This window comes from Sphingopyxis sp. JAI108, from assembly GCF_013410105.1.
Lineage (GTDB): Bacteria > Pseudomonadota > Alphaproteobacteria > Sphingomonadales > Sphingomonadaceae > Sphingopyxis > Sphingopyxis chilensis.
On sequence record NZ_JACCCJ010000003.1, the window covers coordinates 1 to 25,036 of the forward strand.

At 64.6% G+C, this 25,036-nt stretch carries 12 protein-coding genes; 9 read left to right on the forward strand and 3 right to left on the reverse strand.

The window, feature by feature from the left end; translation table 11 throughout:
* The coding region (locus tag HDC29_RS14775) for a DUF1993 domain-containing protein (protein ID WP_257018313.1) at positions 1–756 on the forward strand (756 nt) is incomplete at its 5' end.
* Positions 757–1,334: 578 nt separating this feature from the next.
* Here the strand turns inward: HDC29_RS14775 and HDC29_RS14780 are convergent.
* Complete coding sequence (locus HDC29_RS14780; RefSeq protein ID WP_179498970.1) at positions 1,335–4,064, reverse strand: winged helix-turn-helix domain-containing protein; 2,730 nt, start codon at positions 4,062–4,064, stop codon at positions 1,335–1,337.
* Between the two features lie 106 nt (positions 4,065–4,170).
* Here HDC29_RS14780 and HDC29_RS14785 point away from each other — a divergent pair, with 106 nt between their 5' ends.
* From HDC29_RS14785 to HDC29_RS14800, 4 genes are all read left to right on the forward strand, one after another.
* The gene (locus tag HDC29_RS14785) at positions 4,171–4,824 is read left to right on the forward strand and encodes a hypothetical protein (protein WP_179498972.1); all 654 of its coding nucleotides are present in this window, start codon (positions 4,171–4,173) and stop codon (positions 4,822–4,824) included.
* Complete coding sequence (locus HDC29_RS14790) at positions 4,821–5,768, forward strand: hypothetical protein (RefSeq protein ID WP_179498974.1); 948 nt, start codon at positions 4,821–4,823, stop codon at positions 5,766–5,768. The genes HDC29_RS14785 and HDC29_RS14790 overlap by 4 nt, the downstream gene beginning before the upstream one ends.
* Before the next feature lie 51 nt (positions 5,769–5,819).
* Positions 5,820–7,151 carry a hypothetical protein gene (locus HDC29_RS14795; RefSeq protein ID WP_179498976.1) on the forward strand — a complete coding sequence of 444 codons (1,332 nt, stop codon included), beginning with the start codon at positions 5,820–5,822 and terminating at the stop codon, positions 7,149–7,151.
* Positions 7,152–7,312: 161 nt separating this feature from the next.
* Positions 7,313–7,930, forward strand: coding sequence for a response regulator transcription factor (locus HDC29_RS14800; RefSeq protein ID WP_179498978.1), 618 nt, complete (start codon positions 7,313–7,315; stop codon positions 7,928–7,930).
* Here HDC29_RS14800 and HDC29_RS14805 read toward each other — a convergent pair.
* Complete coding sequence (locus HDC29_RS14805) at positions 7,916–10,168, reverse strand: sensor histidine kinase (protein WP_179498980.1); 2,253 nt, start codon at positions 10,166–10,168, stop codon at positions 7,916–7,918. The genes HDC29_RS14800 and HDC29_RS14805 overlap by 15 nt on opposite strands.
* A gap of 358 nt (positions 10,169–10,526) precedes the next feature.
* On the opposite strand from HDC29_RS14805, the gene HDC29_RS14810 reads away from it, so the two are divergent.
* Entirely contained in the window at positions 10,527–16,106 is a 5,580-nt protein-coding gene (locus HDC29_RS14810; protein ID WP_179498988.1) for an autotransporter domain-containing protein, read from the forward strand.
* Positions 16,107–16,190: 84 nt separating this feature from the next.
* On the opposite strand, the gene HDC29_RS14815 is transcribed toward HDC29_RS14810, so the two are convergent.
* On the reverse strand, positions 16,191–19,226 hold the full coding sequence (locus HDC29_RS14815; RefSeq protein WP_218844644.1) for a TonB-dependent receptor: 3,036 nt from the start codon (positions 19,224–19,226) through the stop codon (positions 16,191–16,193).
* A gap of 144 nt (positions 19,227–19,370) precedes the next feature.
* On the opposite strand from HDC29_RS14815, the gene HDC29_RS14820 reads away from it, so the two are divergent.
* From HDC29_RS14820 to HDC29_RS14830, 3 genes are read left to right on the forward strand one after another with little or no spacing between them, the layout of a single operon-like run.
* Positions 19,371–21,587 carry a chondroitinase-B domain-containing protein gene (locus HDC29_RS14820; protein ID WP_179498992.1) on the forward strand — a complete coding sequence of 739 codons (2,217 nt, stop codon included), beginning with the start codon at positions 19,371–19,373 and terminating at the stop codon, positions 21,585–21,587.
* On the forward strand, positions 21,584–23,746 hold the full coding sequence (locus HDC29_RS14825; protein WP_179498994.1) for a heparinase II/III family protein: 2,163 nt from the start codon (positions 21,584–21,586) through the stop codon (positions 23,744–23,746). The genes HDC29_RS14820 and HDC29_RS14825 overlap by 4 nt, the downstream gene beginning before the upstream one ends.
* On the forward strand, positions 23,743–25,026 hold the full coding sequence (locus HDC29_RS14830) for an MFS transporter (protein WP_179498996.1): 1,284 nt from the start codon (positions 23,743–23,745) through the stop codon (positions 25,024–25,026). The genes HDC29_RS14825 and HDC29_RS14830 overlap by 4 nt, the downstream gene beginning before the upstream one ends.
* Positions 25,027–25,036: the final 10 nt, after the last annotated feature.

The following is a 25,036-nucleotide window of genomic DNA, read 5'->3' on the forward strand; positions in this document are numbered from 1 at the left end:
TGCCTGCGGCAGCCCGCGTTCAATCAGGTGCGGCGATCGCTGGGCCGCTTTACATCGAGGCTAGCACCAATCCGCGCAGCGGTTCGTGCATCGGCGAAGTCAAGCCGACACGCGTACAGGGATCACGCAGATTCCGGAAAGTCTGAAATGAATTCGCAATCCGCCGCGTTGGCTTATTGGGAACGCATTGACCGCTTTTGCAGATGCTATACCTATCCCAAAATTCGGCTTCAAAGGTTCGCGATGTCTTACGCCCATTCAACTCGAATGACCTTTACCAACATGCTTGGCACCCTCGATCACCTCGTCAGCAAGGCCATCGATGCCCGCATGACGGACGATGTGCTTGTTGAGAAGCTTACTGACGACATGTTTCCGCTCGAGTTGCAGTTCAGAGTCGCACTTAACCAGGTGCTTTTGGCGCTCAATCAGGTCGGTGGAAAATCAGTGCCACTCGAAGAAACTCCATATCGGTCACTTGCCGAAATTCGCCAACGGATTTCGGTTGTTCGCGCACATGTCGATCACGCCGAGCCGATTGAATGGGCAGACGCCGAGGCGACTGTCGATCTAAAGCTGCCGAATGGTGTTCGCTTTTTGATGTCGTCGGAGGAAGACATTCGAGACTGGATAATGCCGAACTTTTACTTTCACGTGACGATGGCCTACGCCTTGCTCCGCAATGCGGGGCTAGCCATCGGCAAGATGGATTTCATACCACATATGGACCGTCATAAGGTGCCACCTGCGAAGTAGCAGCGCGTTGCCATGGCGCGTTATCGAGCCTCGCCCTTAGCTGGCTGGGAACGTCCGCTTCTCCCGCGTGCGACCCAAAAACTGCCGTTCCGTTGTCGGCCAGTTGAGCTGGGCGAGCGAACGACGGCTGGTTCCGAGCATCACCAATTTCGAGATTTGTTACGCCGTGGCAGCAACGCAGCTAACGTTGACACTCTTAACGGTGACCCCGGGCGCCTGCCACAATTCGGGCAAGCTTGCCCTCCGTGCTTGTTCCTCTTCGTCGAACAAGATCAGACCCAGTCCTTCGCCAGAATCATCGAACGAGCACGATCGCTGACTGCGTCGACGAGCAACGGTCAACCACACGTTGCCGTGACCAGCAAGAATTAAGACGGAGCGGCCCCCGCTGATCCCTTGAATTAATTTCGAGGCGTCAACTGAGCTGAAGTAGAATGCTCCCGTTCCGGTACCTATAAGCTACAGATAGTGGAAAAAATCTATGATCGGCTGGCGTTACGGGACACTGGCCGGTCCTGCATGCTTTCCAAAAAAATCCGCAACTGATCGATGGCAGTTGCGGCGGAGAATGAGACCGATCAGCCGCCCTTGGACGCCAGCTTTGCCTCGAGCTTGCTGGCCCGCGCCTTTGCCGACACATCCTTTGCATCGGCGAGCGCCGGCGCGGCGCTTGCGAGCAATCTCCGCGCTTCGGCCTCGCTGCCGCTACCCAGCGCAGCCTCGGCGAGCGCGAGATCGATAGTCGCGCCGATGTCGGGATTGCCTAGCAATTGCGCCATTTTTCCCCGGTCGAGGCCGGTCAGCAAGCCGCGCGCGTCGGCGAAGCGGTCGTTGGCGATCAGGCATTCGGCGGTGAAATACTGCACGACATGCGTGAGCGGATAGTCGGCGCCAAAGACGGCGCGAGCGGTCGAAAGGGCGTTGTTCGCGATTCCCATCGCCTGCGGGCGGCGCGACGTCTGGCATAGCGCGGATGCATAGTCGATCTGGCCGACCAGCGCCTGGTGCGATTGCGGTCCGGCCAGCGCGGCGGCGCCCCGCCAGACCCGCTCGGCTTCGCGCGCCGCGGCATCATATTGCCCGAGCGCCGCGAAACTTTCGAACCGCGTCGAGTGCAAGGCCAGCGTGAAGCGGTGGTCGGGGCCGAAACGCTTCAGCATCGCGGCGAGGAGCGGGGCGCTGGCCTTCAACGCCTCGTCGTGCCGTCCCGTCATCGACAGGCTGTTCAGCCAATGCTGCCGCGTGACGAGCGTGTCGGGATGGTCTGCGCCCCGGATACGCGTCGAATCGCGCACGATGGCGCGCGCGACCGGCTCTGCGTCTTCGGCACGGCCGAGCCGCATCAATGTCAGCACGAGCGATGACCGCGTCTTGAGCAATTGCCCCTGTGGCACCGCGCTGCCCGCCGCCTCGCCGATCTTCACCGCTCGCTGAAACGCGCGCTCGGCGGCCGCTATGTCCGCCATATAGCCATAAGCACCTTCGGCCGAGGCGAGCGCGAAGCCGACCCGCCCGGCATCGCCGCGCGCGCCGAGCCGCTTGCGCTCGGCCGAGAGCAGCTTGCCGGCGACCTCGAGCCTTTCGGGCTGACCCGAGGTCGATTCCATGTGGATGCGACCGAGCCGGCCAACGACGGCATCGTCGCTCTCTATCTCGCCCGCCTTGCCGAACAGCGCGTCGGCGCGCGCATATTCGGCGCGCGCGGTGTCGAAATCGGATCGCTGATGAAAGGCGCGCGCGACCGCGAGATGGAGCCGCGCAGCGACATGCGGCGCGCCGGCAAAGCGTTGGTCGATCTGCTGGCTCGCGCGCTTGATCGCGTCGATCACGGTTTCGTCGGCGCTGGATTTCGCTGGATCCGGGCTGCCGAGCACATCCTCGGCGATAAAGGCATAGCTGGTTTCGGCGAGTTCGCGCGCCGCCACCGCCTCGTTGCGCTGGTGCCATGCATAGGCGGCGAGTGCCGATGCGGTCAGCAGTCCGATGGTCAGGCTGGCGAAGGCGGCACGAACCCACGGGCGACGCGCAGCGCGCTTGTCATCCAGTTTTTGCTGCTCGGCGAGCCGCGCTGCCTGCTCGGCTTGCGCAACGGCCTCGGTGCGGCGTTGCGGCAGGCGGTCCAGCCGGTCGGCGAGTTCTTCGGCGCTCGCCAACCGTTCGGCCGGCGCTCCCGCCGCCGCACGCGCGATGTCGTCGCGCAGCAAGGGATCGGCCACGCGTGCTTCCCAGCCCGGCGCCAGCGCTGCGTAAAAATCGCCGATGACGAGCTGATAGAGGATAAGGCCGAGCGCATAGATGTCGCTCTTCGCCGTCGGCACGGCTTCGCCCGCGAGTTCGGGCGCGCGATACGCCAGCGTACCCGATCGTGGCTCGTCCTTGCCAAGGTCGGCGTCGAGCGAGCCGGGGTCCGTGATGTGATAATTGGCGAGGACCGCGTCATCGAGCAGCCGCCCGCTCCCGAAATCGACAAGCCGCACCATCGGCTCGTCGTCGACCTGGTCGATCAGGATGTTCGCGGGCTTCAGATCCTTGTGCAGCACGCCCATGCCATGAACCGCCGCGAGCGCGCGCGAGATCATCGCGGCGGCCGACAGGCGCCGTTCGAGCGAGATGGCGGCTAAACCGCCCGCAGCCTCGGCCCATGCCAGCAGGTCGTCGCCGCCCCACGCATATTCCAGAAAGAAGGGCGCCGTGTCGAAATTCCATTCGTGGAGCGCCGGGATCGGAGCGGTCTTTCCCAGCCCGGCGAAGAGCAGGCGCGACAGCGCCGCTTCACGCTTCAGGCTGCGGAGCCGGTCGGGTGCGTCGGCGAATTTGAAGACGCGCGCCTCGCCTGTCTTCGCCTGCCGGGCGCGCCAGACATCCTCGCTGCCGGTGTCGCCTAGCGGACGGTCGAGCTGCCACAGCTTGCGGCCGGGAACACTGTCGCCCGGCGCAAAGGCGAAGCGCGGCGCGAGCGGCGTGTCGATGCTTTCGACCGCGACGGTGGCGACGAGCCGGTAGCCGACGCGCGGTACGGTCGCGATGATCGCATCGGCTTCACCGCCCAGCGCCTTGCGCAATTTCGATATGGCGGTGGCGAGCGAACCTTCGACCACGGTAAGGCCCGGCCAGACGGCATCGAGTATCTCGTCCTTGGTGACAACCTCACCCGCGCGCAGCAGTAGCTCGTGCAGTACTTCGAGCGGCTTGCCCTCGAGCGCGACGGCGCGCCCGTCGATGCGCAGTGCCCAGCTCGCCTCGTCGAAATCGGCGTTGGCGAAGTGCCAGAGGCGCCGCCGGCGCCGTGACGAATGGGTTCCCGACATAGAAATCACAGCCCCCCGACCATTCTTTAGAAAAGCTTTAGAACAGGATCAGGACGCGAATTCAAGGATGTGCGAGCAATCTCCGACGATTGAATTCGGGGAGGTCATGATGAGCAGTAACGAGCAGCCGATCCGGCGTGTCGAGGACATCCACGGCTTTTTCCGCACGGGTACCGTTCGCGGCGTCGGCAACTGGTCCGAAACGCATGTGAGATCTTCGACCAGCGGCGGCGGCGGCTATGTCCACAATGGAACGGGGCACATATCGGCGCCCACGGTGACGGTATCGTCGACCAATACCGAGGTCATGCGCTTCTTCATGGAATATGGCGACGACGACGAGGAAGAGGTGACGATCAAGGGCGGCGGCTTCGCCGCGCGCGAGGGGCAACGGGTGACGGTCGTTCGCATCGGCTCGCGCCCCGGCCGGGGCTATAATGTCGCCTATCACAACCATAATACCGGCAACACTCACGCACCGGACGGCTGGCTGGCATGGCCGCTGGGAAAATTTCCGTCGGCTCTGATGGTGCTGATCGCCCCGATAGTGGGCGCGATCATCGGCGCCTCGCTTTTCACCGGGCTCTGGTGGATTCTTGGACTCGCGGGGTTCAGCTGGGCCTTCTACGCCTGGCACAAGAAGGCCGGCGAATATCGGAAGCTGAAGGAAGCAGTGCGGCAAAGGATCGACGAGGTGCTGGCCGATGCCAAGGCGGAGCATGGGCGGATGCGCGCCGGGCGCGAAGGCGAAGCGGCGTGACCGGCCGGCGAGCCGCGCGTTGGCTTTCCCTTTGCCCCTTGCTGTTTTCGTCGCTGCTGATTGCGACCTGCAGCAGCGGCGAAACGCCGACGGGGGTAGGGGAAGGGGCGGCCGGCACGGCCACGGCTGGCGCCGCCGCCCCTAAAGCCGCCGCCGGCGCGAATCCGGGCGCCGAGGATCGCGACGGCGCGCTCCGCGCCGCAGGCTATCGGCAACGCGGCGGGACATGGATGACGAGTTGCGAGGCCGACATGAAGCCGGTGCCGAAGGACAGTTGGTACGGCGTCGAAAACACGGAGATGCGCGATCTGAACGGCGACGGCATCGCCGAGGCGGTGATCAGTGGCGGCAGCAGCTATTGCTTCGGAAATACCGGCCTCGCGTTCAAGCTGCTCGCCAAATCGGGAACGGACTGGAAGGTGATGACCGACAGCATGGGCATCCCGGGCTTCTACCCGCGCAAGGGCATCGCATGGCCCGACATAGAGGTCGGCGGACCGGGCGCCGATTGCTTTCCCTTCCTGCGCTGGAACGGCCGCGAATATGTCTATGGCGGTCGATCGCTCGTAGGTCGGATTTGCGAACTGGCGCCGGCCTTCGCGCCGAAGCCGAAGGCGGCCGAGACCGGTCTGCCGATGGCCACCGGCCTCTGGGCACGCAACCGCACCGCGTGCGATGCGCTGGCCCGCGGGCAGGGCGATCCCGACTTCATTTTCGACGGCAAGGTGATGACCGGCCCGCAGGACTATTACAATGTCACGCCGTTCAAGGCGCTCGGCGGCGGACGCTACCAGACCGGCGGCGAAGATGAGCGTCAGGTCATCGACATGAACGACCCGAAGTTCATCATCGTGCAGCAAGGCAATTGGTGGACCGGCGGCTACACCTGGTGTTCGTCCGCGCAACGCTGGAAACCGTGGGAATATTCCGAAGAGGGTTTTTGACCGGTCCGGCGGGGCTCCGGCCCCGGCGTCCGGTCCTGTCGGGAGGCAATCATGATCCGTTCGCTTTTCACGCTCGCATCGGCGCTGCTGCCGGTCGCCGCGCTCGTCCAGTCGCAACCGCAAGCTTGGCCGCGCGAGGTTCAGGCGGTTTATGACGAACTCAAGGCCGAATGTCGCGCGGGCGGGGGCAAGTTCGTCCCCGATCGCGCCCGGTTCGCGGTCCAAACCGAGGTAACGGGTGACGGCAAGCCCGACTGGGTTGTCGAATATGACGCGGCGCACTGCTCCAATCAGGGCTATTCGGCGTGGTGCGGCACCGCCGGCTGCATGATCGCGATCCTCGGGTCGGGGCGCGGCGGCCTGACCGAAATCTTCAGCAACAATGTCCGCGGCTGGGAAGCGGTGAAGCTCGATCGTGGCGGGACGGGCCTCGGCCTGTCGGTGCACGGGACCGTATGCGGCAGCATCGGTGCAGACATGTGCCTCGAAGTGCTGCGCTGGGACGGACGCAAATGGGCGCTCGCCGGGCGGCGGCGCGGCACGCCCGAAGATATCGGCACCGACGGCGGCGAGCCGGCGCTCCCGCCGTCGCCAGGGCACGGTGCACGTTGGCAATTCGGCGGCACCGGGGCCGGGGCGGTCGCGGCGGTGACCGGGCATCCCCAATTCGTCGCGCTCGGGCTGCGCTGCCAGCCGGGCGGCGGCCTTTATATGAGCGTCGTGCCGACGAAGGCGCTGCGCCTGCCGCCCGCGGGCCGGCCGCTCCTGATCGGTTTTCGGAGTCACGGGGAATTGACCGAAGCGACGCAGCAACTGATGCTCGAACCCGGCAAGCCCGATTTCAGCGGCGCGCTCGACCCGGCGATGCAGGCGCTGCTGACCGGCGCGGACGCCGACCTTGCCGCCTATGCCAGCACCGACGGCGGCGACGAGTGGGAGGAAATCACCTATCTGTCGCTTGCGGGATCGACCGCGGCGATCCGCTCGCTTGAAAAACAATGCCCGCAGGTGGCGGCGGTCTCGCCCGCGGCGAAGCCCGGCCAGTCCCGCGCCGTGCCGCTGCCCGTCGGCTATTATGTCGATATGCGTATCGGCACCTGCGCCAGGCCCTTCGGCGACGGGACGCTCTATCTTGCCGAGGATCGGCTCGTATCGCCTTACAACAGCTGCAAATTTACCAGCCTAAAAATGGTCGATGGCCGGAATTTCCGGCAAACCGAGAGCTGTCTGGACGAGGACGGGCGGCCGACCGCCGGGACGACCAACTATCGCGTCACCGGGCCGCGGTCTTTCGCGGTCGAAACCTACAGCGAAGACTGGACCTGGTGCCCCGCCGCGCAATTGCCGGCAAAGGCGCGCTTCTACAAGGGCGCGGGACGATGATCAGCCGGGGCGGGGCGCGCAATCATGCTCGTCGGGCATCGCCGGAATCGATCACCGCAAAATCCCGAACATTGCCGCGCCCGGCGTCCCCCAATATTATTCGGGTTGCGGCGGCTGCAAAATCTGCCGATCAACCCGCATCGAGCAGGCGGGGCGCAGGCATGGTGGCGAAGCATAATATCCTGATCGTCGACGATCACCGCATCACGCAGAGCGGGTTGCGCTTCCTGTTCGGATCGCTCGATCGCTATACGGTGGTGGGGGCGCTCGATCGCGGGGCGACGGTCAATGCCTTCGTCCAGTCGCAGCCCGTCGACCTGGTGATCCTCGATCTCAATCTGCCCGATGTGCGCGGAATCAATGTGCTCGCCGAAATCGTCGGCTCGCGCGATATGACGGTTATCATCCTGACCGGCGAAACGCATGTGAACGAGATTCATTCGGCGTTGAAGCTGGGCGCGCGCGCGATCGTCAGCAAGTCGGACTCGCTCGACCATATCGTCGCCGCCTGCGACGCGGCGCTGGCGGGGGAAATCTATGTCTCACCCCATATCGGCGAGGCGCTCGGCAAGTTCCAGCAGCCGCCGGTTGCGCTGTCGTCGCGGCAAATGGCGATTCTCCATTATCTGGCGCAGGGCGAGACGAACAAGGAAATCGCCTATCGGCTGTCGATCGCGCCGCCGACGGTGTCCTTCCATATCGCCGAGTTGCGGCGCAAGCTCGACGTCGCGCACAATCGCAAGATCGTCGAGCGCGCGAACGAGCTAAACCTGCTCTGATCGCTCGCCCAAAAGCGGGTGCATCGCCATTTCGCGGCACGCCGGCTTGATCGCCATCATCGCGACCAGCTGGCTGAGCCTCCCGCGCGTCACCGTTGTATCGTCATAGGTCAGCGCGATCGTCTGGCCGTTCTTGGTGTCGGCGGCGTTCAGTCGGGCCTCGAAAGCCGTACGGTCGTCGAAATCGAGCAGTTTCCAGCCATCGAGCTGCGACTGCAAGGTTTCGGCGGACACCGGCGTGACCGACGGAAAGGCCGCGGGCAGCACGATCCGGATTTCGGTCCCGGCGACGCTTGATGCGATGATTTTCAGCGATCCGCGCAGCGTCTCGATGATGCGCTGCGCCGACCCGAAGCCCGATCCTGTGCCCTCATCGCTTTCATCGGCCCGGATGCGCGTCGCGGTGCCGCCGTTCAACGCCGTGACGAGTTCGGCGGGCATGCCGGCGCCGCTGTCGCGGATCGTGATGACGGCGCAGCCGTCCTCAAGCGCGATTGCGATGCTCGCGCCCCCGCTGTCGGTATGTTTAAAACTGTTGCTCAGCAAATTGGCGAGCGCGCGCATCAGCAAGGGACGATCGGAAATGATCGTCACCTTGTCCGGAACGCGAACGTCGAGCGTCAGCTTCTTGCCCGCAAAGGGGGTCTTGAACATCATCGACAAAGGTTCGACGAGCGCCTCGGCGCGGAAGCTGCTGAGCGCGACGAAACCCGAATCGCTGGCCGCGATATTGGCGCCCGAGATCGTCGTCGACACGATCTCATTGAGATAATCAGCCGAACTTTCGAGCATTTCGACCAGCTGGTCGTCGGCATCAGCGCGATTCTGGCGCTTGAGCACCTCGACCGCGCTATTGAGCGCGAGGATCACCTGCCGGCTGTCGTGCCCCGACGCGTGAAGCAGCGCATTCTGGCTGTGGACCGTTTCGAGCGCGAAAGCCTTTTCCTCGGCCAGTCGCGTCGCGCGCTCGCTCATTTCCAGCCTCTCGGTCAACGACTGCGCATATTTCCAGTCGGCGACCACCTTGTCGCGCTGGATCTTCTTGAGGTTCAGTCCCAGCGCGACCGTCACCATGACCGATTCAAACAGGCCGACCGGTCCGGCGAGGTGCCAGTTGACCGGCAACCACGCGAAAATGCCCATCGACGCGATCGCCGCATAGACGATGAAGAGCGCGAGGCTGGCCCAGCCGATGAACAGCGGCCAGAGCTGAAAGCCGAGCTGTTTCATCGCGGCATAGCCGACGAACGGCAGGAACAATGCGACTGCGACCGCGACCAGCCAAGTCGCGATGTGTAGAAGGAAGCGCAGCTCGGGTGGATAATATGCAAGCCCCGGCTGGAACAGCATGATCGCGAGCGCGAACCAGATCAGCGCCTTCAGCACCATGTCGCGCCTCGGGAAATTCGTCGGTGTCTTCACAAAACTCCGGCAGAATTGCGCCATCGACGCGGCAAAGCCGCATTTGATGAAATCCTCGACCGCGAGCCCGGTCAGCGGTTTGTCGTAGAGGAAGAAGATCGTGATATAGCCTTCGGAATGGACGGTGTTCAGCGCGAAGAAGGCTTCCGCGACGGCCAGCCAAAGGAATTCCTTGAAACCCGTGATCGAGAAGAAGAGGAAGTTCAGCAGCAGCAGAATCAGCGCGCCGACCACGACGCCCGACACCATCGAGATATTCGCGCGCCGTTCCTTGAAGAAAGTCCCGTAACTTTCGATTTTCAGCGGCATATATGTCGAGTTTTCGGAAATAAATTCGATGACGATCAGCGTGCCTTGACGCGGACCGAGGACGAGTTCCGAGCTGAACGCCTGATAGGTGCCGAGATTTTGCCGCGCGGTCTGCGGATCGGTGGCATCGACTGCCAGGGCGAGGCGGCCGTCTTTAGCTTCATAAAGCCGGAAATGCTTGAGCGAGCCACGGCCGGTGGTCAGGATCCAGCTCCCTTGCTCGTCGCTTGCATTGCGGACCTGCAGCAAGACGACGGTGCGGGTCCCCGGCGGCCCGAAATGGATGGTCGAACCCTCCACGCGCTGAAGCGGGCCTTGGAGAATGGCGTTTAATTGAGGCGTCCGGCTGTCGCCGGGACGCTTGGCGAACCGTATGAAGGGTGCCAGGTTCGGCGCATCCTCGCCCGCACGCACTTCCAGCACGGGCAATTCGGTGGGCGCGGCCCAAGCCGGCTGCACCAGCCAGGCCATGGCGAAAATCAGGATGGCAAGCAGGCTTCGGATCATTGGCACCCGTCGTTCGATTACGGGGCCAGCGGTTTCATCATGTTCACGGAGGGCGCGCGCGATTTCCCGCGCTCCCCCGAATATCAGCGACCCACCCCCCGGTGACGGGTCACCGTAACGTCGGTGCACGCCCGTGTGCAAGCATGACGTCAACGGTCCGTCGCAAATTTACCCCAAAAAACATTGGGTAGACGCTCGGGGCCACCGCGACCTAGTCAACGCCCACAAAGCTGAAAGATGCCTGTCATCCAATCAGCTGGGGGACGCACATTTTTGCGGCGGGGTGGACTAGCCGGGGAGCCGAGCGCTCCCCGGCGAACCTCTCGCCATGCTTGCAATGTCGAGGGGAGTCACATTCATGTCGCGTATTTCGAAATCCCGCCTGCTGGCCACCAGCGCGATCGTCGGCCTTTCCATCGGGCAGGTCGTGGCGCCCGCTGCGGCACAGGAATCCTTCGGTATCCACAACGACCAGCCCGAACTGCTGGAAATCGTGGTCGCAGAGGATGAGGAGGTCGAAGGCCTCGACATCGGCATCTATGCCGACAATGGCCCCGTCACCGTCGACAATGCCGGCGAGATTCGCGGCAACGGCACCAGCGTCGGCAGTCCCGACAGCCGTCCGAGCGGCGGTATCGTTATCGCGCAGCCGGGGTCGAGCGTCACCAACAGCGGCACGATCACCGGTGGATCGAACGGCATCGCCACCTCCTATTTCTTCAGCGAGGACGAAAATGACGACGAACTGCCGGCCGAAGCCCGCGCGGCCGACACGACGGTCGTCAACACTGGGCTGATCCGCGGCGACGCGGGCACCGGCGTCGCGCTGGCCGGCGGCGGCAGCGTCACCAACAATGACGGCTTGATCCAGGGCTTCAACGGCGCGCCGGGGAGCGGGGTCAACGGGATAGGCGTCATCGTTACCGAGTTCCCCGATGCGATCGCGGAGGATGTCACCGGCATCGGCACGATCACGAACATCGACACGGGGATCATCGAGGGGCAGACTTTCGGCGTTATCCTGCAGGGCGGCGGGACGATCGACAATGACGGTGGGACGATCCGCGCCACCGGACAGTTCAACCCGGCGATTCCGGGTGCGCAGGCTCCGATCGGGATCGTCATGAATGCAACGCCCGAGCAGGTCGGGCGGAGCGCGACGCTGAACAACGAGGGCGTCGTCCTCGGCCTGATCGGCGTGCTTGCGGGCGGTTCGCTCGAAACGACCACGATCAACAACGAAGGCATCATCAATGGCGCCGCCGTGGCCATTTTCGGCCAGTCGAACGGCGAGTTGATCGTCAACAATGGCGAAGGCGCGGAAATCGCATCCGGCGGCAACGGCATCCAGGCCGCGACGAGCCAGCTGACGGTCGACAATGCGGGCACGATCCGCGGCGATTCGCAGAACGGGATCAACATCCTGACCGCCGACGCCGTGATCACCAATAGCGGGACGATCACCGGCGGGCAGTCGGGGGTCGCCACCAACGTCCAGCCTGCGACCCCGACGACGGGGCCGCAGTTCGTCGCTTTCAACGCGGCAGTGAACAACAGCGGTACCATCACCGGGACGAACAATGCGGGGATCCGGCTGACCGGAGGCGGCACGGTCGATAACAGCGGATCGATCTCGGGCCTCGGCGGCGACGGCATCTATGTCGGGACCCTGGCCACCGGCGTTACGACGATCAACAACGCCGAGGACGGCACGATCACCGGCGCGGCATCGGGCGTTCATGCCGAACTTGGCGGGCTCGATCTCACCAACGCGGGCTCGATCCATGGCGACGGCGTCAACCCCGGCTTCGATGCGCCGCCCGACGCGGGCGTCACCATTTCGGGCGGGGTCAGCACGGTCACGAACAGCGGCAGCATCACCGGCAACCGCTTCGGCATCACGACCGCCAATTATTTCAACGCCGCGACGGGGCAGCTTCAGGGACTCGCGACCGGCACCACCGTGGTCAACAGCGGCACCATCTATGGCTATAATGACGATGGCGTGCGCCTGATCGGCGGCGGCAGCGTCACGAACAGCGGCGAAATCGGCGGCCAGATCGACGCCTTTGCCGACGGTGTGTCGATGTTCGCCTACACCGACCAGGCGAACGAGGATTATAGCGCGCTCCTCACCAACGAGACCGAGGGCCGGATCATCGGCGTCCGCTTCGGCGTCATCCTGTCGGGCGGCGGCGAGGTGGTGAACGACGGCGAAATCCTCGGCGCGTCGGGCGGGGTCTATATTCAGGGCACCGCGCTCAACACCGACCCGAACGAGGAACGCAGCGGACTCACCGCGAACGTCGTCAACCGCGGCACGATCACCGGCCTCGGCGATTTCGGCGGCACCGGCACCGAAGGCTATGGCGTCGGCTTCGGCAGCGACATGTCGACCGCGACGCTGGTCAACAGCGGCACGATCAGCAGCGAATTCGCCGAGGGCGTCAGCCACGGTTCGCTAGCCGACCTGACGATCACCAACGAGGCGGGCGGTGTGATCACCGGCGCCACCTCGGGCATCTACAGCGGCTCAAGCGGCACGCTGACCGTCGATAATGCGGGCACTATCCGCGGCGACGGCGCCTATGACGGCTTCGATGCGGCTCCCGATGCCGGCATCACCATTGGTACCGCCGCGTCGAGCGTGACCAACAGCGGCACCATCTCGGGCGCCGGCGCCGGCATCACCACCGCCTATGTGTTCGACGAGGAGCTCGGCGCGCTCGTCGGCCTCGCAGTCGGCACCGAAGTGACCAACAGCGGCAGCATCCTGGGCGAAGCGAACGACGGCGTGCGCCTGATTGGCGGCGGCACCGTCACCAACAGCGGATCGATCCGCGGCGAGGGGACCGCCTTCTCCGACGGCATCTCGATGTACGCCTTCGTCGACCAGGCGAACGAGGATTTCAGTGCCTCGGTCGTCAACGCCGAGGGCGGCGAGATCGGCGGCGCGCGCTTCGGGATCATCCTGTCGGGCGGCGGCTCGGTCGAAAATGCGGGCGACATCACCGGCGCCGACGGCGGCATGTTCCTCCAGGGCACCGCGATCAACACCGACCCCGGCGAGGATCGCAGCGGGCTGACCGCCAGCGTCGTCAACAGCGGCACGATAACCGGCACCCGCGACGACGGGCTCAACGGTTATGGCGTCGGCTTCGGCAGCGACCTGTCCACCGCGACGCTCGACAACAGCGGTACGATCAGCAGCGTCGCGGGGGCGGGGGTGTTCCACGGTACGCTTGGCGACGTGACGATCACCAACAGCGCCGACGGGGTGATCGAGGGGGCCGCTTATGGCGTCTACGCCGATGGTGAAGGAACGCTGGACCTGATCAACGCCGGCACCATCCAGAGTGCCGGGACGGGAATCGAATCGACGACGCAGACCAGCCTCACCAACAACGGTTCGATTGCCGGCGATAACGGTGTCGCGGTGCTGCTCGGTGCATTCGACGACAGCGTCACGCTGGGCACGGGCAGCGCGATCTCGGGTCTCGTCGACGCGGGCGAGGGTATCGACACGCTGACGCTCGACGGCGACGTGCTCGAACTGACCGAAGCGCAGCAACTGACCGCTGCCAACGGCTTCGAGGCGCTCGACGTCGCGGCGGGATATTGGTCGACGTCGGGCTTCGTCGGCGAATTCGGCAATGTGACGATCGACGAAGGCGCGGCGCTGCAGGTCAACGAGGTCGATCTGGGCGAGGAAGGCACTTCGTCACCGATCCTCACCTCGACGGTGCGCACCGACGGTCTGCTCGTGCTCAACTTCGGCGAGGACGAAACCGTCTCGGCGCTCGACGATCTGACGATCGACGGGGCGGGGCAGCTGCAACTGATCGGCGAGGCCGTGTTCACGGTCGATACCGCGAATATCGCGCATACGGGCGGCACGATCGTCTCCAACGGCGGGCTGGTGCTGACCGGCGTGCTGCAGGGCGATGTGAAGACCGAAGGCGACGGCTATTTCGAACTCGGCGCCGGCGGCACCGAAGGCAGCTTCGCGGGCAATATCGTCAACGACGGCCGGTTCGTCTTCAATCGGTCTGACGATTATGATTTCCTCGGTGATTTCTCGGGCAATGGCGTGCTCGACAAGAAGGGCGACGGCGCGCTGACCTTCATGGGCGACTATGCCTTCGAAGGCGTGACGAACATCCTAGGCGGTTCGGTCCGGATCGGCGGGACGATCGACCCGACTACCGATTTCAACCTCGGCGATGGCGGCACGCTCGACATCACGGGCAAGGATCAGACGATCGGCGGCCTGGAGGGTGAGGAAGGTTCGAACGTCGAGATCGGGGACAACCAGCTGACCGTCGATCAGCCGGGCAATACCGCTTTCGGCGGCAGCATCTCGGGCGCCGGGAGCTTCGTCAAGCAGGGCGAAGGCACGCTCAACCTGACGGGAGATAGCACATACTCCGGCCCCACCTCGGTCGATGGCGGCACCCTCGCGGTGAACGGGTCGATCGTCTCGCCGGTCACCGTCAACAGCGGCGGCACCCTCGGCGGCAACGGCAGCGTCGGTTCGACGACGGTGGGCGATGGCGGCACGCTCGCACCGGGCAATTCGATTGGCCGGCTGACCGTCAACGGCGACCTCGCCTTCGCGCCCGGCTCGACCTATGAGGTCGAAGTCAACGCGGCCGGCGAAGCCGACCGCCTCGACGCCACCGGCGCGGTAACGATCGACAGCACGGCAAGCGTCGCCGTCCTCGCCGAAGAGGGCGAATATAACGGGCGGACCGATTATGTGATCCTGACCGGCGCGGGCGGCATCACCGGCACCTTCGGGACGGTGACGAGCGACCTCGCCTTCCTCGATCCGCTGCTGCGCTACGATGCCAATTCGGTGATCCTGTCGCTTTATCGCAACGACATCGACTTCGCCGACATCGCGGTGGGCTTCAACCAGGCGAGCGTCGCGACCGCGGTGCAGGCGCTCGGGGTCGACAATCCGCTTTACGAAGCGGTGCTGGTGCAGAATGCGGCGACCGCGCAGGCGAGCTTCGGCGACCTGTCGGGCGAAATCCTCGCCAGCTCGCTCAGCGGCCTGACCGACGACAGCCGGCATCTCCGCAATAGCCTGATGGGGATGAGGGCACCCGAGGAAAGCGGCGCGTTCGTCTGGGGCTCGGCCTTTGGCGGCTGGGGCGATTTCGACGCCAATCGCGGCAATTTCGCGATGGACACCGACCACAAGGGCCTGGTCGCCGGCGTGGGCTTCGGCGGCAACGGCTTCGCCGCAGGGCTCTCGGCGGGGATCGGCGGTTCGGACTTCCGGTTCGACGGCCGCAATGACCGCGCCGAAGTCGATAGCAAATATCTCGCCGCGCACGCCACCTATGGCAGCGGCGAGGGGCTGCGCGGCACCGTCGGGGTCAGCTATGCCTGGCACGACATTGACACCAGCCGCGGCATCAGCGGCGCGCCGCTGGCACAAACGTTGACCTCGAAGCGCGACGCCGACACGCTGCAGATCTTCGGCGAGATCGGTTACGACATCGTCACCGGCAACACGGCGGTCACGCCCTTTGCCCGGCTGGCGCATGTCGATACCGGCAGCGACGCCTTCACCGAAGCCGGCGGCAATGCAGCGCTGACGGTAGGCAAGGCCGATCAGAAGGCGACCTTCCTCAGCCTTGGCGCGCGCGCGCAGTTCAACGCAGGACAGCCCGGCTTCCAGCCCTATCTGTCGGCCGCGTGGAACCGCGCCTTCAATGACCGGGGCGCCCCGATCGTCTCGCGCTTCGTCGCGGGCGGACCGGCGTTCGACATCCTCGGCATCGCGATCCCCAAAAATTCGGCGGAGGTCGAGGCCGGCTTTGAATTCACCACGGGGGCCTTCCGCCTCGGCGCTGCCTATACCGGCACGCTGGCGTCGGATCGCAGCGCCCATGGTGCACGAGTAACTGCGCGCATCGCCTTCTGATAGCGACCCGATCGGAAGCGGTTCACGCAGTTTGGGGCCGAGGCAATATTCGTTGCCTCGGCCCCATTCTTTTGGCGCGGATCTTCAGAATTTGACGCTGAGGCCTGCGGTGATCCGGCGATCGGTCAGGCCCTGGAAGCAGAGCAGCGCCTTGTTGTTCACGCAATATTGGTTTTGGTCGCCGCGCAGCAGGTTGATGCCCTCGACGCCGACGTTGATATTTTCGGTGATGTCATAGTTGATGCTGGCGTTGAGCTGCCCCCTCGCGCCGTTGATCAGCGGCAGGCCAAAGAAGAAGGGGTCATTCGACACATAGCTTGACCGCCAAGTGTAGCGCAGGCGGGCATTGAGTCCGTATTTGTCGTAGAATAACGTCGCATTATAGGCGTATTTCGACAGGTTCGTGAGCGAGATCAGGTCCTGCGACCCCGGATATCCGAGCTGCGTGAACACCGTCCGCGGGCCGTCGGCGGTGCGATATTCGCGCGCCGACCCGCCCGCCTTCTGATAGGTGAAATTGCCGATGAAGCCGAAGCCCGAGGCGAAACCGAGCGTGTCTTCCCACGCCGACAGGTCGTGCTGGAAGGCGATTTCGACGCCGGTCTGCGTCGTCGTCCCGGGAACGTTGAACGTCGAACTGCGCGGCACGCAGATGCCGACGCCCTGGATCGGGTTGTTGATGTTACGGTTGGCGATGGGGTTATAGATGCCGCCGTCGGGGCAGGACGGATCGATCGAGATGTTGAGATTGCCGTCGGCGTCGAGATTGGGCGCCGGGTCCTCTTGCCGCTGCGCGAATAAATTGGTGCGGCTTTTGTGGAAGAAACCGATGCTGATCAGGCTGGAGGGCGCGAAATAATATTCGCCTGAAAGGTCGAACGACCAAACCGCTTCGGGGACGAGGTCGGGGTTGCCGACCGCGACCGGCGTGTTGGCGCCGGTGCCGAAAGAAAAGGAAGTCGACAGCGTGTCGAAATTCGGGCGGCGAATGTCGCGCGCGATCCCGGCGCGGACGAGGAAGCGGTCGGCTGGCTCGATCACCAGGTTGAAGCGCGGCAGCAGGAAATTATACGAGCTTTTGGCGACGGTCTGCCCCGTGACTTCACCGTTAGCGATATTGTTGCCGGTCGAGGACAGGCTGGTGTGCAACCAGCGGACACCCGCATTGCCGCGCACCGGCATACCGGCGATTTCACCCTCCATATTCGCCTGAAAATAGGCGGCGTTTGTCGTTTCCTTGATTTTGAAGAAACCCGAAAAGGATTCGGTCGGTGTCGTCAGCGGCGCGACCGGCGGTCCCTGGGTCGCGGCGGCGTTGCTCGCGTCGATCGCGGCGTTGAGCGATTCGAGAACTTTTGCCGGATCGTCGAATGCCAATCCGCCGTCGATCAGCAGGAAGTCGGAGAAATAGAGCCGGCGCCCGTCGGCCGCGTTGAAGTTGCTGGGCCCCGGGATCAATATGTCCGAAAACAGGTCGCCCGACGGCCGGTTCCAGGCGCTGGTCGTGTTGGTCAGGCTGACATTTCGCGAAAATTCGTTGTTTTCGGCCGACGTCCGGTTCCACCGATAGCCAAAGTCGATCGAAGTCACGAAGGGGTTGAGGTCGGTCGTGTCGTAGGAAAAGTCGAGGCGCGCCGCCCTTTCCTGATTGTCGGTCGAATTGGCGCCCTGCGCGACCTGCTGCAGCTGGTAGTTGGCGGGATCGAGCAGTTGCGCCGTGGTCGGGGCAAAGGGGCTCGCCTGATCGATGCCGAATTGCAGCGTGCCATCCCGCAGGTCGAATTCGAGCGGCACGCCATTGTCGATGCTCTGCCCGATTTCCGGCTGCGGCCCGTTGGGGTTGATGAAATCGAGCGTCGTGGAGAAGTTGGGGAAGTCCGATTTCGAAGTCGATAGCGACACTTCCGCGCGCATCCTGAGCTTGTCGGTGACTTGCCAGTCGCTGCCGAGGTCGAACACCCGGCTCTTGGTGACACGCGCGCCGGTGTCGCTCGATGTCCGCATGTTCGGGTCGATCACCGTTCCGGTCGTGCCGCCGATGCCGATGGTGCCGGCTACGGTGGCATCGACGCTGCCGAGGTCAATAGGGCCGTCGGGTCCGTCGAGGGTGCCCCAATCGACCGTTTCGAATGCCGTATTGTCGGTCGCGTCAACGACCGACGGCGTCGCCGTTCCTGAAATCTGCACGCGATGGCTTTGCTGGCCGCGCGTCTGGTTGTTCAGCGTCGCGTCGAAATAGAATTTCAGGTCGTCGTTCGGCTTCCACTCGAGCGCCGCGGTGCCGTTGTAGGTTTCATATTCGTAATTCTCGAGTCCCTGCTGGAAGAACTGGATGCGCAGGAAGGGGAAGGCTTCGGCGCTCAAGCCCGAGCCTGGAAGGACGACGGCATCGCGGTCGACACGCGGCTTGAACGCGGCGACGTCCTGCCGCGCATAGCTTCCGCTCACCACGATGCCGATCTCGCCGATGCCGGTATCCCACCTGTTGCCGAGCGTCGCCGACAGGCGCGGCAGGGTCGATTTTGCGAGGTCGCTGTTTTCCATCTGCGCGCGCGCCGCGATCAGCGGTTCGTTGAGGTCCAGCGGGCGGATCGTCCGCAAGTTGATCGTGCCGCCGACCGATCCCTCGATCGTCTGCGCGGTTGGGACCTTGGTCACTTCGACCGAGGCGATCAGCGCCGCGGGCAGGTCTTCGAAACTGATGCCCGAGCGCCCGGCGCCCGATCCCACGGTCGACACGCCGTTGATTTCGGTGCGGTTCGCGTCGGTGCCGCGGATCTGCACCGCGTTACCGACCCCGGCCTGCCGCGTGATCTGAACCCCGGTGACATTTTCCAGCACTTCGGCGAGGTTCTGGTCGGGCAGCTTGCCGATATCCTCGGCCTGGATGACCTCGACGATATTGTCGGAGGAGCGCTTTTCGCCCAGCGCAGTGGCAAGGGAGCTGCGGATGCCGGTGACGACGATCGCATCATCGCCCACCTCTTCGGCGTTCGCATCCTGTGCCGCCGTATCCTGCGCAAAGGCCGGGACGGCGAGAATCGCCATCGCCGTCGTCCCCAGCAGCGTTGCGAAATTGATGTTGCCGCGCGTTACGCGCACGAGGCTGCCCCGAATCATCCCACTCTCCCTCATTGACTTATGTTTGGAGAGAAGCTCGTCGTGTCAGACCAATATGTCAACCCAGATTCAGACCGAACAAGGGTTGATATTGTCCTACCTCTTGTATAGTCCACTGATCAAGAATCATAAAAAGGGTGAGGCATGGCGCAGATAAGGGCGGTTCTAACGGTAGCGATACTGGTCTCGGCGGCACATCCGGCGTTCGCCCGCGACATGCTGGTATCGGATCAGGCCCAGTTCAAAGCGGCGGTGAAAAAGGCGCAGCCGGGCGACGCGATCATCCTCGCCGACGGCGAATGGCGCGATCTTCAGATGGTCTTTACGGGAACCGGCACCGCCGCGAAGCCGATCACGCTGACCGTGCAGACCAAGGGCAAGGTGCTCATCACCGGCCAGTCGAACCTGCGTCTCGGCGGCAAACATCTGCTCGTATCGGGGCTCGTCTTCAAAAATGGGGCCAGCCCGACCGGCGAGGTGATCAGCTTTCGCCGCGATTCGAAAACCCTCGCGAGCGACTCACGCGTCACCGAAACCGTCATCGACGGCTATAGCAAGGCCGATCGCCGCGCCGACGATATCTGGGTCGCGCTCTACGGCACCGGCAACCGCGTCGACCATTCGCATTTCGAGGGCAAGACCAACGCCGGCGTGACGCTTGCGGTGATCCGCCGCGCGGGCGATCCGCTCGACAACCGCCACCGCATCGATCATAATTATTTCGGCCCGCGCCCGCCCTTGGGATCGAACGGCGGCGAGACGATCCGCATCGGCACCAGCGAGGAATCGCTGTCCGACAGCTACACGATCGTCGAGCGCAACATCTTCGACCGCACCAGCGGCGAGGTCGAGATCGTCTCGGTCAAGTCGGGCGGCAACATCATCCGCGAAAATCTGGTGCTGGAGGCGCAGGGAGCGTTCGTTCTCCGCCACGGCAACGGTAACCTGGTCGAGCGCAACATTTTCCTCGGCAAGAGCGTGCCCGACACCGGCGGGGTGCGCGTGATCAATCGCGACCAGGTCGTCCGCGACAATTATTTCGAGGGGCTGGCGGGCGCCTCGTTCAAGAGCGCGATCAGCGTGATGAACGGCGTGCCCAATTCGGTGATCAACCGCTATCATCAGGTCGCGAACGCGCGGATCGAGGGTAACAGCATCATCGACAGCGTGCGCATCACCTTCGCTGCCGGCGCCGATGCCGAACGGTCGGCCGCGCCGACGGGCAGCAAGTTCGAGCGCAATCTGATCGTCGGCGCGAAAGGGCAGGACCCGTTCCGCGCCGAGGGCGAGATCGGCGGCATCGCGCTTGCCGGTAATGTCGAGGCGAAGGTTGCGAAACCGCTGCTCGGCGCCGGTGTCGAGCAGCGCGAGGTCAAGCTCGAACGCGCGGCGAACGGCTTGCTGTACCCGACTGACCCTGCGCTGGCCGCTGTTGGCGCGCCGCGCGACCTCAGGCCCGTGACGCGCGAGGAAGTTGGCGCGATATGGTATCGCGGCGACGCCCCCGAAGCGGCATTCGGCGCGGGCAGCACGCGGTCGCTCGCCGCGGGCGCCTCGCTCGCGCAGGCGGTCGCCGGTACCAAGGCGGGCGACACGCTGGCGCTTGCGACGGGCACCTATGAAGTCGCGGCGCCGCTTGCGCTCCGCCACCGGCTGACCATCGCCGGCGCCAAGGATGCGAAGCCGGTACTGCGCGTCGCGTCGAGCCTTGCTCGCATCGAAGGGGGCGGCGGGCTGCGTCTGGAAAATCTGGCGGTCGATGCAAGCGCCGCAGCGGGCGAGGGCGCACTTATTGCCGTCAGTTCGGGCGCTGCGCCCAATTACGGCATCGCGCTTGACGGCGTGTCGATGCGCGGTCCCGGCAAAGGCCGCCTCGACGGCATCGCCATGGCCCCCGGCACCTTCGCCGACGATGTGACCATCACGAACAGCGACTTCGCCGAAATGGGCGTCGTCGTCCTGGGCACCGGCGAGCAGGAACCGAAAGGCTGGTATCCGATGGAACGGCTGACGATCAGCGGCAGCCGCTTCGCGCGCGTTTCGATGGTTGCCGACCTCTTGCGCAAGGGCACCGACGAAAGCACCTTCGGGCCTTGGTTCGCGATGACCGGATCGAGCGTCGCGGACACCGGCTCGAAAGGCGCTTCGCTGCGGATCTCGGGCGCCCAGCACGTCGACATTGCGCAGAATAATTTCGCCAAATCGGACGGAATGCTCGTCATCCATTCGGTCGGCGCGCCCGAGACGCGGATCGCGTCGAACGCCTTTGCCGCGACCCCTGCGCCGCGCATCGAGGAACTGATGTGGAAAGGGCCGCCGCGTGGCCAGCTCACCGGCAATTTGGTGGAGGAGCGCCCGTGACCCGCACCATCGCGATCCTGCTCGCCGCCGCGGCGCTGCCTGCGGTTCCCGCCGCGGCACAGACCCCGCCCGCCGCTTCGGCGCAGGCGTTCGCGCCGCTCTTCGCCGCCGAGGTCGATCGCGCACGGCGCGATGTCGATGCGTCGATCAAGGCAGGCATCAACGTGCCCGTGCCCAAGGACCCCGGCGGCGGGTTTACCCATGAACAGCATAAGCGCAATTATCGCACGATCTTCGAGGGCGGCCAGCTTTTCCGCCTGACCGGCGAGGCGCGCTACCGCGATCATGTCCGCGACTTGCTGCTCGCTTATGCCGATCTCTATCCGAAGCTCGGGCCGCATCCCGCAGCGTCGAACCAGGTTCCGGGCCGCCTGTTCTGGCAGAGCCTGAACGACAGCGTCTTCCTCGTGAACGCGGTGCAGGGCTATGCCGAAATTCGCGATGCCTTGTCACCCGCCGACCGCAAGCGCATCGACGATCAGGTGATTCGCCCGATGGCGCGCTTCCTGTCCGACGGCTCGCCCGAGGTGATCAACCGCATCCACAATCATGCGACCTGGGCGGCGGCTGGGGTGGGCCTGTCGGGTTATCTGCTCGGTGATCGCGATCTGGTCGACAAGGCGCTGCTCGGGCTCGACAAGAGCGGCAAGGCGGGCTTCCTGCGCCAGCTCGACCTGCTCTTCTCGCCCGACGGCTATTATGCCGAAGGGCCCTATTATCAGCGCTATGCGCTCCAGCCTTTCATCGTCTTCACGGCGGCGATCGCGGCGAATGATCCCGACCGCAAGATCTTCGAATACCGCGACGGCATCGTGCTCAAGGCGATCCGCACCGCGATCGACGTAACGCACGACGGCTATTTCCTGCCGATTAACGACGCGATGCCAGACAAGAGCCTGCGTACCGAGGAACTCTATCACGCGGTCGCGATCGCCTATGGCGCCACGAAGGATCCGGCCTTCCTGTCGATCGCCGACTGGCAGGGGCGCACGGTGCTGACGCCGGCGGGGCAGGCGATGGCGGCAGACCTTGCGGCGGGCAAGGCCAAGCCTTGGCCCTTCGGATCGCGGCTGCTCTCCGACGGTCCCGAGGGCAAGGGCGGCGCGCTCGTTCTCCTGCGCACCAAGGCCGACGCGACCGGTCCGCTGCTCGTCGCCAAGAATACGCTGCAGGGCATGGGGCACGGCCATTTCGACCGGCTGGGCTGGCTCTATTATGACGAGACGGGCGCGGTCGTGACCGACTATGGCGCCGCGCGCTTCCTCAATGTCGAGGCGAAGCGGGGCGGGCGTTATCTCCCCGAAAACGACAGCTGGGCGAGCGCGACGATTGCGCACAACACGCTTGTTGTCGACGAGCAAAGCCACTTCGCAGGCGACTGGAAAGCTGGCGAAAAATCGGGGACGCGCCAGCTCGCGGCGTCGCTCGAAGGTCCCACCCGCTATGCGATCGGCGAGATCGACAGCGCGTACGAGGATGTCAAAATCCGCCGCGCTTTGCTGCTTGTCGAGGTCGATGGCCTCGCCAATCCCCTCGCGCTCGATATCCTCCGTGGAACTGGCAGCGGCAGGCATCGCTATGACCTGCCGCTGCATTTTTCGGGGCATATCATCGACAGCGACATCGCGCTCGACCGCAAACTCGCCGAACGGCCGGTGCTCGGAAAGGCGAACGGCTACCAGCATCTGTGGGTCGACGGCGAGGGCGCAAAGGCCGGCAAGGCGCGGCTGACGTGGAGGCAGGGCAGCCGCTTCTACAGCTATCATATGGCGCCGCCCGCGGGCGCGCGCTTCATCGTCGCGGAGAGTGGCGCCAACGATCCCGAATTCAATCTGCGCCGCGAGCCCGCGCTGATCCAGCGCGTCGACGGTGCCGAGGACGCGACCTTCGTCGGCCTGCTCGAACCGCACGGCGCCTATGACGCGTCGGCCGAGACCGTCGTCGCCAGCAGTTCGCGCGTGACGGGGCTCGACCATCGCCGCGCAAAGGGCGTCGATCTCGTCGTCGTCACGCTTGTCGATGGACGCCGCATTGCGGTCGCGGTCGCCAACGATGTCGCGCCCGACGCGCGGCACAGCGTCACCGTGGACGGCAGCACGCTGGCCTGGACCGGCCCCGTCGGCCGCCTCGACCTTGCCAAAACCGGAGCGAAGAAATGAGCAATATCAAGGGTCGCTTCCGCTGGTGCGTGATCGCGCTGATCGCCCTCGCGACTGTCATCAACTATATCGACCGCAACGCGCTCGCGGTGATGTGGCCCGAAGTGTCGAAAGAAATCGGCGCCACCAAGGAAGATTATGCGCTGCTGGTGACGATCTTCATGATTTTCTACGCCTTTGGCCAGTCGCTGTTCGGGCGCATCTTCGACGCGATCGGCACGCGGATGGGTTTCACCATCTCGATCGTCGTCTGGTCGCTGTCGATCGCAGCCCATGCGCTCGTCCGCTCGATGCCGCTGCTGATGGTGCTGCGCGCGACGCTCGGGGTCAGCGAGGCGGGCAACTGGCCTGGCGCGGCGAAGGCGAACGCTTTGTGGTTCCCGTCGCGCGAACGCGCGCTGGCGCAGGGCATTTTCAACGCCGGCGCCTCGCTCGGTGGCATTATTTCGGCGCCTTTGATCGCGCTGCTCTTCGTCCAGTTCGGGTGGCACGGCACCTTCCTGCTCATCGGCGTCCTCGGCTTCATCTGGCTCGTGCCCTGGCTCTGGTTCTACAAGGCCGACCCCGAAAAGCACCCGGCGCTGAGCGAGGAGGAACGCGACTATATCCTGACCGGCCGCACCGAGGTGGGCCGTGACGACAGCCGTCGCGTGCCGCTCGGCGAACTGCTCCGCTACCGCCAGAGCTGGGGCGTCATCCTGTCGCGCTTCTTCCTCGATCCCGTCTGGTGGCTCTTCGTATCTTGGCTGCCGATCTATCTCGCCGAAACCTTCGGCTTCGACGTCAAGCAGATCGGCCTGTTCGCCTGGGTGCCGTTTGTCGGCGCGATGCTGGGCAGCCTGTTCGGCGGCTGGTTCGCGGGCCGGATCATCAGCAGGGGCGGCGGGGTGCACAAGGCGCGGACGCTGACCATCGCGATCGGCTGCGCGATCATGCTGCCGTCGCTGCTCTTCACCATCGGCGCGAGCGAGCCGCTTAACGCCGTGCTGCTGATCGCGTGCATCCTCTTCGGGTTCCAGATGGCGATCGGCAACATCCAGACGCTGCCGAGCGACTATTTCGGCGGCGGCGCGGTCGGCAGCCTTGCCGGTATCAGCGGCACCGCCGCAGTTGCGGGGACGCTGATCACCACCTGGCTCGTCCCCGTACTCACCAAGACGAGCTACGCGCCGATCTTCGCGCTTGGCGCGGCGATCGTGCCGATCGCCTTCCTTTGCTTCTGGCTGATCGGCGGACGCGTCGAACCGGTCGTCACTCCACCCACCAAAACCCAAGAATAAGGAACTGCAT

Excerpts from the sequence above, each read along its gene's own strand:
- HDC29_RS14780 (WP_179498970.1), bottom strand. The coding sequence starts at position 4,064 with ATGTCGGGAACCCATTCGTCACGGCGCCGGCGGCGCCTCTGGCACTTC.
- HDC29_RS14785 (WP_179498972.1), top strand. The coding sequence starts at position 4,171 with ATGATGAGCAGTAACGAGCAGCCGATCCGGCGTGTCGAGGACATCCAC.
- HDC29_RS14795 (WP_179498976.1), top strand. The coding sequence starts at position 5,820 with ATGATCCGTTCGCTTTTCACGCTCGCATCGGCGCTGCTGCCGGTCGCC.
- HDC29_RS14800 (WP_179498978.1), top strand. The coding sequence starts at position 7,313 with ATGGTGGCGAAGCATAATATCCTGATCGTCGACGATCACCGCATCACG.
- HDC29_RS14805 (WP_179498980.1), bottom strand. The coding sequence starts at position 10,168 with ATGATCCGAAGCCTGCTTGCCATCCTGATTTTCGCCATGGCCTGGCTG.
- HDC29_RS14810 (WP_179498988.1), top strand. The coding sequence starts at position 10,527 with ATGTCGCGTATTTCGAAATCCCGCCTGCTGGCCACCAGCGCGATCGTC.
- HDC29_RS14815 (WP_218844644.1), bottom strand. The coding sequence starts at position 19,226 with ATGATTCGGGGCAGCCTCGTGCGCGTAACGCGCGGCAACATCAATTTC.
- HDC29_RS14820 (WP_179498992.1), top strand. The coding sequence starts at position 19,371 with ATGGCGCAGATAAGGGCGGTTCTAACGGTAGCGATACTGGTCTCGGCG.
- HDC29_RS14830 (WP_179498996.1), top strand. The coding sequence starts at position 23,743 with ATGAGCAATATCAAGGGTCGCTTCCGCTGGTGCGTGATCGCGCTGATC.